Origin of the sequence: Xenorhabdus hominickii (genome assembly GCF_002632725.1) — a bacterium.
Lineage (GTDB): Bacteria > Pseudomonadota > Gammaproteobacteria > Enterobacterales > Enterobacteriaceae > Xenorhabdus > Xenorhabdus hominickii.
In genome coordinates this window covers 405623-417852 of sequence record NZ_NJAI01000001.1, presented here as the reverse complement: position 1 = coordinate 417852, position 12230 = coordinate 405623, and the positions used below count along the sequence as shown (strand labels likewise).

The 12230-nt window shown below is 40.6% G+C and carries 11 protein-coding genes and 2 pseudogenes; 7 read left to right on the top strand and 6 right to left on the bottom strand.

The features are described 5' to 3' along the window. Positions 1 to 198, top strand: a 198-nt coding sequence (locus tag Xhom_RS01750; protein WP_244590771.1) for an IS1 family transposase, incomplete at its 5' end; no start/stop codon positions are given. Positions 199 to 619: 421 nt separating this feature from the next. Here the strand turns inward: Xhom_RS01750 and Xhom_RS01745 are convergent. The 4 genes and pseudogenes from Xhom_RS01745 to Xhom_RS45600 form a co-directional block, all read right to left on the bottom strand. Next, entirely contained in the window at positions 620 to 1438 is an 819-nt protein-coding gene (locus Xhom_RS01745) for a purine-nucleoside phosphorylase (protein WP_069317142.1), read from the bottom strand. A gap of 179 nt (positions 1439 to 1617) precedes the next feature. Continuing rightward, a pseudogene (locus Xhom_RS45610) lies at positions 1618 to 1833 on the bottom strand (IS1 family transposase). A gap of 83 nt (positions 1834 to 1916) precedes the next feature. Continuing rightward, complete coding sequence (locus Xhom_RS45605) at positions 1917 to 2006, bottom strand: IS1 family transposase (protein ID WP_418384935.1); 90 nt, start codon at positions 2004 to 2006, stop codon at positions 1917 to 1919. Positions 2007 to 2041: 35 nt separating this feature from the next. Beyond that, positions 2042 to 2137, bottom strand: a complete 96-nt coding sequence (locus tag Xhom_RS45600) for an IS1-like element transposase (RefSeq protein ID WP_418384633.1) — start codon at positions 2135 to 2137, stop codon at positions 2042 to 2044. A 790-nt stretch (positions 2138 to 2927) separates the two neighbouring features. Here Xhom_RS45600 and Xhom_RS01720 point away from each other — a divergent pair. Beyond that, positions 2928 to 4214: a dicarboxylate/amino acid:cation symporter gene (locus Xhom_RS01720; RefSeq protein WP_069317141.1), complete on the top strand. Its 1287-nt coding sequence runs from the start codon at positions 2928 to 2930 to the stop codon at positions 4212 to 4214. 71 nt (positions 4215 to 4285) lie between these two features. Here the strand turns inward: Xhom_RS01720 and Xhom_RS01715 are convergent, their stop codons facing one another. After that, positions 4286 to 5179, bottom strand: coding sequence for a LysR substrate-binding domain-containing protein (locus Xhom_RS01715; protein WP_069317140.1), 894 nt, complete (start codon positions 5177 to 5179; stop codon positions 4286 to 4288). Between the two features lie 138 nt (positions 5180 to 5317). On the opposite strand from Xhom_RS01715, the gene cuyB reads away from it, so the two are divergent. The 5 genes from cuyB to potD all read left to right on the top strand — a co-directional run bounded on the left by cuyB (position 5318) and on the right by potD (position 11076). After that, complete coding sequence (gene cuyB, locus Xhom_RS01710; protein ID WP_069317139.1) at positions 5318 to 6013, top strand: cysteate racemase; 696 nt, start codon at positions 5318 to 5320, stop codon at positions 6011 to 6013. Positions 6014 to 6997: 984 nt separating this feature from the next. Then, complete coding sequence (gene potA, locus Xhom_RS01705; RefSeq protein ID WP_069317138.1) at positions 6998 to 8113, top strand: spermidine/putrescine ABC transporter ATP-binding protein PotA; 1116 nt, start codon at positions 6998 to 7000, stop codon at positions 8111 to 8113. Continuing rightward, a complete protein-coding gene (potB, locus tag Xhom_RS01700; RefSeq protein WP_069317137.1) occupies positions 8097 to 8957 on the top strand; it encodes a spermidine/putrescine ABC transporter permease PotB in 861 nt (286 codons plus the stop codon). The genes potA and potB overlap by 17 nt, the downstream gene beginning before the upstream one ends. After that, positions 8954 to 9733 carry a spermidine/putrescine ABC transporter permease PotC gene (gene potC, locus Xhom_RS01695; protein WP_069317136.1) on the top strand — a complete coding sequence of 260 codons (780 nt, stop codon included), beginning with the start codon at positions 8954 to 8956 and terminating at the stop codon, positions 9731 to 9733. Before potB ends, potC begins: the two co-directional genes overlap by 4 nt. Positions 9734 to 10023: 290 nt before the next feature. Then, positions 10024 to 11076, top strand: coding sequence for a spermidine/putrescine ABC transporter substrate-binding protein PotD (potD, locus tag Xhom_RS01685; protein ID WP_069318498.1), 1053 nt, complete (start codon positions 10024 to 10026; stop codon positions 11074 to 11076). Between the two features lie 59 nt (positions 11077 to 11135). Here potD and Xhom_RS01680 read toward each other — a convergent pair. Further along, positions 11136 to 12013 (bottom strand): annotated as a pseudogene (locus Xhom_RS01680) (phosphorothioated DNA-binding restriction endonuclease). Positions 12014 to 12230: the final 217 nt, after the last annotated feature.

Genomic DNA, 12230 nt, shown 5'->3' with positions numbered 1-12230 from the left:
GATTATGTTGTTTATGATAACCTTCCCGAGGAAGATCACCTGACTGGAAAGACGTTTACTCAGCGTATAGAGAGAACGAATTTAACTCAGCGTACTCGAATAAAAAGACTGAATAGAAAAACTATCAGTTATTCAAAATCCGAAGAAATGCACGATAAGGTGATAGGAACTTTTATTGAGCGTGAGTACTATTTTTGATATTCAATCTAACTATTTAATACATGACCTATCATTCGACAATTTTTATTTTTATGGGTATTTAAAAATATCTATATTTCAAGAAGGAATAAACCATATTTTTGCTAAATATCCATGTGAAATATTATGTTACAGCAAAGTATTCCCGTATATTTTCTATTTTTTATAACGTGATCTAGATAATAGCTATGCCAATGAATTTTTATATTAAATAAAGACTTAAATACTTAAGTAAATATTTATTTAAATGTGATAAATTTAAAGGGTTTTTTGTTAACATTCATAATATTATAGTATTTAATTATCAATGGAAAAGTACATTAAATGCCATAATTACATATAAAAAATGATGAAAATGAAAATACCTTAATCTTATCACTTAACAGTAACATGGCAATTTTTATCTATTCCTGATTAAAAACTAAAAGCGAGTAATAATCTCCGTAACCAACCTAAGAAATACTTCCTTCACCTTCTCAGCCGTTTCAATAACCTCTTCATGGCTAAGTGGCTGATCCAAAATACCACATGCCATATTGGTTAAGCAGGAAATACCAACAGTTTCAATCCCTGCATGTCTTGCAATAATTGCTTCTGGCACCGTTGACATTCCAACTGCATCAGCACCAAGTATCCTAATCATGCGGATCTCGGCAGGAGTTTCATATGTTGGCCCTGTCCACCAAGCGTAAACGCCCTGGCGTAGCGTTATGTTTTGCTCTTTCGCCACATCAATAACAATATTTCGTAATGTCTTGTTATACACTTCGCTGACATCAAGAAAGCGTACCCCAAGATCTGGATTATTTGGCCCAATCAATGGATTGTTCGCGGTTAAGTTAATATGATCGGTGATAAGCATTAAATCACCTGGGCTGAAACTTGTATTCACAGCACCACAGGCATTCGTGATGATAAGTTTTTCCACACCTAATGCTTTCATTAACCGGACAGGAAATGTTACTTGATCAAGCGTAAAGCCCTCGTAGTAGTGAAAACGGCCTTTCATGGCAACAACATTTTTTCCGCCAATAGAGCCAATAACTAATTCATTGGAATGACCAACGGCTTCTGATTTTGCAAAGTGGGGAATGCTGATATAAGGGATATGTACTGCATCTTCAAGAATATCTGCGAACGATCCTAAACCTGAGCCTAAAATAATGCCTATTGTTGGCTTTATATTGGTTATTGATTCAACATAATTTTTACTTTTTAAGATATCAGCCGTCTTATGCATGTTATTTTCTCCTGAAAATTATCTTGCCACTCTTTGTGATATTAGTGATTCGAGTATGTAGTTTTATCTATATTGGATGATTTTATTCTATGGTGCAGGATGAAGTTTTAGACTGAACCAGTAAAGGGATTTATTTTGCAAATAGAAAAGAATAATTGATAAGTGTGATCGTAGTTACACTAATTTTTGTGATGATGTTTTTCAATATAGGCGCCAATCAGCTTTTCGTGGATTTCTATCAAACGTGAGTAACAAATTGTTTTTCTTGCTTATCGTTTAATATGAATGCGCAGATTGAGGTTATGCCGCTCGATGCGTTGGGTAAAAATTTTTCCCACTAAATGTTTTTCAGGCTCAACGTCTCTGGTGTAACTCCCCCAGTCATCGGTTGTTATGAAACGAATGCTAAAAGGGTCAGTAAATCGGGCAATTTGCGGTAAGTTGCATCGGTTCGCGGATCGAATACATGGACTATTACCTATTTTCTTTTTATATCAAACACATACCAAATCCAATGACGTTGTTTTTTGTTACCGACAAAAGACCCTTGTTCATCCCATTCACAGATAAGAGTGACATCTTCGTAAACAATCTGTCTCGCTGTTACTTGTTTTGGCGAGAATTTTTTAAAGCGTGCATTACCGTATTGATACCGATACCTAAAACATGGCCAGTGTCTCTCACACCAGAGCCATTCATTGCCGTATCAACAATTTTCTCTTTTATGTCAGGTTTATGACCATTGTAACGGTAGTTAAGTTGAAAGGTTTTCCGGCAATCCCTGCAATAATAGCAAGGGAAGCCTGCTTTACATACTTGTAACCGAAGTTTTGTAGTGCCTTAGTTTTAAGGGCGTGTAATCTGTTCATTTTTTATCTCTTTCATGCGTTCTTTAGCCAGATTCAAATCTTTCTTGGGGGAACTTCTTAACTTATCGCCTATGATAAATTTTTGAAAATCAGTCCCGTCTTATTGAATATGAATAACTTGATTTGTTATGTACTGGATATTTCGCAGCAACGAATTCAATAAATAAGTCAGTATGACGGGATTTAATAAAAATTTTTATGAAGATTTTTCTCCATTTATGGTAGAATATGGATAAATTACATTTATAAAATAGCTTTTTACATCGCATACTATTATATTCCTAAATTAAAACTAAGCGATAAAATTTTTCCTGATAATTACAGTTAATTTAATACCTAAAAACAATGATCGTCAAGCAGGCAGCTATTAGAGCAGGGGCGTTAACCATAAAAAATGTTTTAACAAGAAGCTTTACGTTTCCTGTTAATTATTTATATTTATTCTCACCACATGATTTGTAATATTAATTATTACCTCAATAGGGTAATTCATATTCTGCATGCCACATCTTTTATTTGCATTTATCGAAAGTTAAAAAAATGTAAATATTCGTTCAAGTGAAAATTTGAAAATATAAAAAAATAAGCTTCAATATTTTTAAGCAAAACAAGAGGTCACTATGAACAGGCAAAGACTCATGCAGCAAATCATCATCGCCATTCTACTGGGGATTATTACCGGTTGGGGTTTTCATCATTATCTTGATGCCAATCAGACAAAAGAAGTCGCTTCCTATATCAACATCATTACCGACGTATTCCTGCGTCTGATAAAAATGATTATCGCGCCACTGATCTTTGCCACGATTGTCGCTGGGCTTATGTCAATCGGCGGTTCGTCTTCTGTCGGGCGGATTACTATCAGGGCGATGGTATGGTTTATTATCGCAGGCTTAGTTTCAATTGGCATTGGTATGCTGATGGCCAATATATTTCAGCCGGGAGTGGGTCTCAATGCCGTCATTCCGCAGCAGGAAAATGTGGATACTGGCCTCAACACCGGCGGTTTCTCCCTGAAAAACTTTATCAGCCATATATTTCCCAGTAGCTTCGCCGCTGCGATGGCGAACAATGAGATCTTGCAGATCCTGATTTTTTCGATCTTTTTTGGCGTGGCGCTTTCCTACGTTTGTCATAAAAGCCAGAAAAAAAGCCCAATCGTGACCATGATTGAAGATCTTGGACACATCATGTTCCGTATTACAGACTATGTGATGTCATTTGCACCGATTGCGGTGTTTGCGGCCATTGCCTCCGCTGTAACTGTACAAGGACTCGGGTTGCTTTATGATTACGGCAAACTTATTGGCCTCTTCTATCTTGGCCTGTTTTTACTTTGGGCTGTGTTGTCAGCCGTCGGATTTCTTTTCCTCGGTAAGAGTATGTTTTCACTGATGAAACTTATCCGGGAACCCGTAACATTGGCCTTTGCGACCGCTAGCAGCGAGTCCGCTTATCCCAAAACTATGAACGCACTGGATCGCTTTGGCGTCCCGAAGAAAATTTCCAGCTTCGTTTTACCTTTGGGTTATTCCTTTAACCTTGATGGATCAATGATGTACCAATCCTTTGCGGTGCTCTTCATTGCACAGGCCTACAACATTGACCTGAGTGTCGCAGAACAAATCATGATCATGTTGACGCTGATGATCACAAGCAAAGGCATGGCTGGCGTTGCGCGTGCTTCTGTCGTGGTTGTTGCGGCAACGCTTCCTATGTTCAACCTACCTGAAGCGGGAATTTTGCTAATTTTAGCCATTGACCAATTTCTTGATATGGGACGTACTGCGACCAATGTAGTCGGTAACAGCATCTCCACGGCGGTGATTGCAAAAATGGAAGAAAAACAGAGTAACTCCGAATTAGAACCGCAGCAAAATAAAATAGCCAGTCAAAAAGTTGGGTAAATGAGTTAACTTGCTGTGTTTTTTAATTTATTACAGCAAGTTAACTTGATGGTTAAATAGCGCTTTGGTGGTCAGACTGCTGCCCACCGTTTTTGCATATACAACCAAAAGCGCTCAGAAGAAGGGTTAAGGCGGGAATGAGTTCGATAAATGAAAACCCCCATTTTTATTGCAGATTGCGCTGGCTCCAGCAGACACAATTTCTGTTCTTTGAGTTCCTCACGAATGGAATAGTCCGGTAGCCACCCGACACCGTGACCGTCCAGAATCATACGTTTCAGCAGTTCACTCATGGATGAAAGACAAAAATGGCTGAATTTATCCCTGAAATTTTTTTCCAGTAACTGATTAATCTTACGTCCTATATAACTTTCATCGGTGTATTTAATCAAAGGCAAAGGGGCATTTTCCAGATGGTATAACGGCTTTCCATCAGGCCCACAGCCGGAAACGAGATATAACCGAGCATCCAGCACCTTATGATGTAGAAACGGTGATGTCATCAGCTCTTCATTAAAAAAAGACAGAATAAAGTCACTTTTGCCATTTTTAAGATTATTGATTGTTTCATCCACATTGATGGATTCAATATGAAAAACATTATCTGACTTCTCTGCAAATCCATAAATTAACTCAGGTAACAGAGAAATAGAAAGTGAATGAGCAGCGGCAATATTAATTCGGTATTTGGATTTTTCCCCTCCCTTTATTTTACCAATTTGATGTTCTATATCGCCTAAAAGATTTCTGATATAAACAATAAAACACCTTCCTTGTAACGAAAGTTGTAATGGATTTGAGTTACGATTAAATATTTCAAAACCGACAGCATTTTCAAGTGCCTGAATCCGCCGACTGAAAGAGGACTGAGATATATTTCTTCTCTCAGCCGAAAGAGTAAAACTTCGCAACTCTTCCAAAGTTACCGCATCATATAACCACTTCAGCTCAATATTATTAAACATAAACCCACCATATAAAATAACGCTTGCTGATATCAATAAATAAAACAGCTTATGCAAATTCAACATAGGGTATGGAAATATTGCAATTACGAACCGTAATGATTATGCCATCATAACGATTATTTATGGGGATGGCATATGAAAAAAATAATTGGCATTCTTGGCGGTATGGGGCCGGCCGCAACTGTAGATGCAATGGAAAAGATAATTAAAAATACACCAGCAAACAGTGATCAGGAACATATTCCTGTTATTGCCGTTTCTTTTCCTGATATACCGGATAGAACAACAAGTATTATTGCTGGTGGGGAATCACCGTTAAACCATATGCTGGCGGCATTGAGAATACTGGAAGCCGCAGGTGCTCAGTGTATTATTATGCCCTGTAATACTGCACATTATTGGTATGAAGAATTAAAAGCATCAACTAAAACGAACTTCCTAAATATGATTGATATTACCTGTAATAAAATAGTGAATGAAGGAATTAATAACGTTGCTATTCTTGCCACAACAGGGACGATAAAGGCAGGGATTTATCAGAATAAATTAGAGAAAGAGAATGTGAAGTGTGTTATTCCTGATGAATTCCAACAGGGATTTGTTATGGAAAGTATTTTGGCTTATAAAAGTGGGGATGATGAAAGGGCGTATCAGTTAATGGGAAATGTTATTGTTCAACTTAAAAATACTGGGGTTGAAAAATTTATTATGGGATGTACTGAAATACCAATTATTCTAAAAAGGGAAGGTAATATGGATAGGTATATTGATGCTACGGAGGAATTGGTTAGAAGTGCGGTAGAGTGGGGTTGTTCTGATGAAAATGGCTAATCCTGCATATCTTGGTGAAATTATTGCTGAAGCATTACAGCTATCCATAGCAGGTGTAGACGTATTATTTGAGTCCACCAAAAGTAAATAATAGGTTATTTGGAGCAGTAATAGACTACAAGGATGTGGTGAATGCTCATAATAATTTATATATCCCTTAACAACAAAATCGCAAGACATTTGATTACAGACGTTAATAAGTTGAATTAATTATCAAAACAGCAAAACAGGAGCAATAAAATATATATCAAAAATTTATGTTGCTTGCTGGGCTTAAGAGCCAACGACTTTACTCTGTTTATGCACCATTAATACCAATATGCTAATTTTTGAGATCCAAGAAGATAGTTATTCTTTCTATTTACTCACTATTTATTGGTTTTAATAACATCGGTAGATAATGCTAATTATCTGTATTGCAGGGGTATATCGCCAAAGTTTCAGGGAGTAAAGGTAGTTTTAGATTATTTTCTTAAAGAGTGATATTGATCTTATTTTTTTCAGTTTAGTAAAATCAGTTTAACTATAAAATTTGTTATTAAGTTAATAAAAATAATACTAAGAAATTAATCGCTCCAATCCAGATAAAGAGATATTGGTTTTTGCTGGCAGTTATGGAGGCAAAGCTACTGAGGTAAAATTATTGAGATAAAAAGAGAGCAAGAGTGCCATAACAAGAGCAAGAATATTGGCATTTATTGGAAGGGGGAAGAGTATGGCATTCATGATGATGGAAGTGGATTTTTAGCGGTTGTGAGATAGTGTATAGCGTTATTATTCATGAAATGATAATAAAAAATGACATATTGTTATTGTTTCAGCTTTCAATTTGGTCTTACTGCGTTTATTATGCGCGCTTCGTAATTTCAACCGGCGCCACTGGCTTTGAGCTTCAGCGGAGAAATGATGCCTCCAGCTAGCTGACACAGTCTTTTCCCGTGGCGGTTCTATCTGCATTATTCCAAGGGATAGATGATAGCATAAATGACTGAGAATACCTCTCTGATACCACTCGTTGAACTGACAGCCTTGAGTAAGGGCTTCGACGGTAAACAAGTAATTTCGCAGCTCGATCTGACAATCAATGATGGCGAGTTCCTGACGATTCTAGGGCCATCCGGTTGTGGTAAAACCACAGTACTCCGTCTGATTGCCGGGCTTGAAGATGCGGACAGCGGCAAAATTTTACTGGAAGGGCAGGATATTACCAATATTCCGGCCGAACACCGTCATGTTAATACGGTCTTCCAAAGTTATGCTCTGTTCCCCCACATGACCGTATTTGAAAATGTTGCCTTTGGGCTTCGAATGCAGAAAACACCGGAAAAAGAGATTGCTCCGCGTGTTGAAGAAGCACTACGCATGGTTCAGCTTGAAGAGTTTGCCTTGCGCAAACCCGCGCAGCTTTCTGGTGGTCAGCAGCAGCGCGTGGCAATTGCCCGTGCGGTTGTAAACAAACCTAAGGTTCTTCTACTCGATGAATCTTTGTCGGCGCTCGATTATAAGCTGCGTAAACAGATGCAGAATGAGTTGAAAGCGCTCCAGCGTAAACTTGGCATTACCTTCATCTTTGTGACGCATGATCAGGAAGAAGCTCTGGTTATGTCAGACCGTATCGTGGTTATGCGTGACGGACGTATTGAACAGGATGGTTCTCCGCGTGAGATTTATGAAGAGCCGAAAAACCTGTTCGTTGCACGCTTTATCGGTGAAATCAATATCTTTGATGCCAGAGTGTTGCATCGTATTGATGAGCAGCGGATACGCGCCGATGTTGAAGGTCATGAATGTGATATTTTCACTGAGCTGCCAGTGACTGTTGGGCAAACTCTGAAAGTATTGTTGCGCCCGGAAGATTTGCGTGTAGAAGAGATCAACGACGGCGAGCAGATATCGGGTCTGATTGGTTATGTCCGTGAGCGTAACTACAAGGGTATGACGCTGGATTCCGTGGTCGAAATGGAAAATGGCAAAATGGTCATGGTGAGCGAGTTCTTTAACGAAGACGATCCCGATGTTGACCATTCCCTAGATCAGAAGATTGCTGTCACTTGGGTAGAAAGCTGGGAGGTTGTACTGGTCGATGAAGAAGACGCGTAAACTATTCCAGAATATCGTCATAACGGGCATGGTATCGTGGCTGATGCTGTTTGTCTTTTTGCCTAACCTGATGATTATCGGCACCAGCTTTCTGACCCGTGATGATACCAATTTGGTACAGATGGTATTTTCGCTGGATAATTACACCCGATTGTTCGATCCGCTGTATGCCGAGGTGCTAATGCACTCGCTGAATATGGCGTTGGTGGCAACGTTTTTTTGTTTGGTGATTGGTTATCCGTTCGCTTTTTTCTTGGCTCGTATGCCGAAGAAACTGCGCCCGCTCATGCTGTTCCTGCTAATTGTACCGTTCTGGACGAACTCGTTAATCCGTATTTATGGTTTGAAGATGTTCCTCAGCACACGCGGTTACATGAATGATTTTCTGCTGTGGACAGGCATTATCGATAAACCACTGCGTATCATGTACACCCCCGAAGCGGTGGTGTTGGGGCTGATTTACATCCTGCTGCCGTTTATGGTGATGCCGCTCTATTCCAGTATTGAGAAGCTGGATAAATCCTATCTTGAAGCTGCGCGTGATTTGGGCGCAGGGAAATTGCAGACGTTTGTCCGCATCATCGTGCCATTGACCATGCCGGGTATTATTGCTGGTTGCCTGTTGGTTCTGTTGCCCGCGATGGGGCTATTTTACGTGGCTGACTTGATGGGGGGAGCGAAAAACCTGCTGATCGGTAACGTGATTAAGAGCCAATTCCTCAACATTCGCGATTGGCCGTTTGGCGCAGCGACCAGCATCTGTCTGACGCTGGTGATGGGGCTGATGTTGTGGGTTTACTATCGTGCTGCCAAGCTGTTGAATAAGAAGGTGGAGCTGGAATGATCGGACGCCTGTTGCGCGGTGGCTTCATGACCATCGTTTATGCTTACCTGTATATCCCGATTATTATCCTGCTGGTAAGCTCATTTAACCAGTCACGTTTTGGCATTCGCTGGCAGGGTTTTACCACTGAGTGGTACAGCTTGCTGCTCTCCAATGACAGCCTGCTTCAAGCCGCCGGCCACTCTCTGACGATGGCGGTGGCATCCGCCACGTTTGCCACGCTGATTGGTTCACTGACTGCGGTTGCCCTCTATCGTTACTCATTCCGTGGCAAAAAGTTCGTTGGCGGCATGTTGTTTGTTGTGATGATGTCACCGGATATTGTGATGGCGATTTCATTGCTGGTGCTGTTCATGCTGCTTGGCGTCTCATTGGGATTCTGGTCGCTGCTGTTTTCGCATATTACTTTTTGCCTTCCGTTTGTGGTGGTGACCGTTTATTCCCGCCTGAAAGACTTTGATGTCAAAATGCTGGAAGCGGCGCGTGATTTAGGTGCGGGGGAACTGACTATCCTGCGTAAAATCATCCTTCCACTGGCGATGCCTGCGGTGATGGCGGGCTGGTTGCTGAGCTTTACTTTGTCGATGGATGATGTGGTTGTTTCCTCATTCGTGACGGGGCCAAGCTATGAAATCCTGCCACTTAAGATCTATTCCATGGTAAAAGTGGGCATTTCGCCGGAGGTGAATGCATTGGCGACAATTTTGTTACTTATGTCGCTGATTTTGGTATTGATTAGCCAATTTGTTATGCGTGATCGCACGGGTAAAATATAATTTTGATGTAAGCGTGGTCAACCTGTGACTGCGCTTTTTTTAAGACATTATTTTCGGCTTGAAATGCTCCCTGAGTTCGGCTGCCAGTTGTGCAGATATAAATTCACCTTTATCGGGTTGTACAATTAAAGCTAGATAATTGTACAACTCAGTATAACAAGTGGCTTTACCCTACAATATGCGGCTCTTATAATAGCCACTTTTTTTGGAGAGGTTCACGCCGAACCTATATGATACGAACGCACTAACTGCGGGGGAAACACTGTATGAAAAACAACATGAAAAACAAGATGAAAAAGTGGTTCTGTCTATTAGCCGCTGGGATGATGGCATTAAGCATAGGTTCGGTGAATGCTGCCGCCGCTGATGATAGCAAAACACTCTATTTCTACAATTGGACTGAATACGTTCCACCGGGTTTGCTCAACCAGTTCACCAAAGAAACCGGGATTAAGGTGATTTATTCCACCTATGAATCCAATGAGAGCATGTATACCAAGCTGAAAACCTACAAAGACGGCGCTTATGACTTGGTTGTGCCATCCACTTACTTTGTCTCAAAGATGAGTAAAGAAGGGATGCTGCAAAAAATAGACACGAGCAAATTAAGCAATTTCAAAAACCTTGATCCTAATTTGCTGCATAAATCTTTTGACCCGAAAAACGAATATTCTATCCCCTATATTTGGGGAGCGACTACCATTGGCGTTAACAGCGATAATATCGATCCCAAATCCATTACCGCCTGGACTGATTTTTGGAAGCCTGAGTACAAAAATAGTCTAGTGCTGACGGATGATGCCCGCGAAGTATTCCAAATGGCATTGCTGAAACTGGGTTATTCCGGCAATACCAGCAATCCGAAAGAGATCGAAGCGGCTTATCAGGAGCTGATAAAACTGACGCCAAACATACTGGCATTCAACTCTGATAATCCCGCTAATCCATTTATGGAAGGTGAAGTTGATGTGGGCATGATGTGGACGGGTTCCGCGTATGTAGCACGTCAGGCGGGCACACCAGTTGAGATTATCTGGCCGAAAGAAGGCGGGATTTTCTGGATGGATAGCTTAGCTATTCCTGCCAATGCCAAAAATGTTGAAGGCGCGATGAAGCTGATTAATTTTCTGTTGCGTCCTGAGATTGCGGCACAAGTTGCTGAAACCATCGGCTACCCGACACCGAATTTGGCAGCGAAAAAATTGCTGCCAGCGGCAGTTTCAGGCGATAAATCGCTCTACCCTGATGAAGCGGTAATTCAGAAAGGGGAATGGCAAAATGATGTCGGTAATGCCAATATTCTGTACGAAGAGTATTTCCAGAAACTGAAAGCGGGTCAATGATCTGAAATTCAGTTAACTTATTGAGGGGAGCTGAGGTTCCCCTTTTAATTATTTGTGGATTATTCTTTAAAGACTTGATTACGGTGCCAGGCGATGAAACCTTCTAACGGATAATAGTCTTTATTTTGGGGAAGTAATATTGGCTGTTGAGCAAAATTCCAAAAAAGTTGCTTCACCATCCGGCCACCATTAATACTTTCTGAAACCAGCAAATTCATATTATTGTCAATGCTGATTGAACCCATATCAAATGCGGAATGATGGAGTGAACACAGAGCCAGCCCGTTATTAACGGTACAGGGACCGCCATATTGTTTCCATTTAATATGCGCCGCTTCCAACCCAACAGGCGTACTGTCATGCCGCAGATTGTAGCCACATATTGCACACTCGTAGTTATAGGCACGCAATATTTGCTGACGGAAATGGGGATCACGCTTTTTGCGGATGTCATTTAACGAGAAATCTAACTGATTGGCGAGTAGCTCCTCTCCTGTACGCTTTCAGGGAAATGCTCACTGAGAATTTGTTGTGCCAGTTTATCGATTAAATCGGGCTTACTGAGCAATAACTGGTAGCTTTGTTGGTCAAAACCGCCTTTAACACTGAATTCAATCAGCTCACGTTTTGGCGGTTGTTTGCTGCCTTTTTGTGGTGTACAGAGTTCGGTATTCTGCAACTCTCAAAAGCCATCGCCCCGTAAGCGCCAGAATGGTAAGACGGGGTAGTGGCTTTTGCGTCTTGGGTCAAAATTGTCGAGTAACTCCAGCAATGGCAGGTCGATCTCTTTCCCATAATCAAACAGTCGCACATGGCCTTTCTGATATTGCGAGAGTACATACAGTAGCAATAACGGCTTATGTGGTGCACGTTGATCACCCTTGCGCCATACAGAAAGGTTTGAAATTGCGATTTGTAGCTCTTTGATTGTAAGCATGTAAGTTGTCTGATTAATGGATCAAGGTATATGCGATCATGCTCGCAAAAGCGGTGAAGGGCAAGGTGCTGGGTTGGAATTCGAAATATATTGAATAGCGATTAATTTTTCATAAATATATTTGCATATGTTACTTTAGTTTTTTCCTATTTAACAAATAATCTCTTTCTGTTCTTTCAATTATCTAATAAAGGATCGTCTATTCTGACCCTCTACT

Coding starts and splice junctions, on each gene's coding strand:
- Xhom_RS01745 (WP_069317142.1), bottom strand. CDS start 1,438: ATGCATAAGACGGCTGATATCTTAAAAAGTAAAAATTATGTTGAATCA.
- Xhom_RS45600 (WP_418384633.1), bottom strand. CDS start 2,137: ATGAATGGCTCTGGTGTGAGAGACACTGGCCATGTTTTAGGTATCGGT.
- Xhom_RS01720 (WP_069317141.1), top strand. CDS start 2,928: ATGAACAGGCAAAGACTCATGCAGCAAATCATCATCGCCATTCTACTG.
- Xhom_RS01715 (WP_069317140.1), bottom strand. CDS start 5,179: ATGTTTAATAATATTGAGCTGAAGTGGTTATATGATGCGGTAACTTTG.
- cuyB (WP_069317139.1), top strand. CDS start 5,318: ATGAAAAAAATAATTGGCATTCTTGGCGGTATGGGGCCGGCCGCAACT.
- potA (WP_069317138.1), top strand. CDS start 6,998: ATGACTGAGAATACCTCTCTGATACCACTCGTTGAACTGACAGCCTTG.
- potB (WP_069317137.1), top strand. CDS start 8,097: ATGAAGAAGACGCGTAAACTATTCCAGAATATCGTCATAACGGGCATG.
- potC (WP_069317136.1), top strand. CDS start 8,954: ATGATCGGACGCCTGTTGCGCGGTGGCTTCATGACCATCGTTTATGCT.
- potD (WP_069318498.1), top strand. CDS start 10,024: ATGAAAAAGTGGTTCTGTCTATTAGCCGCTGGGATGATGGCATTAAGC.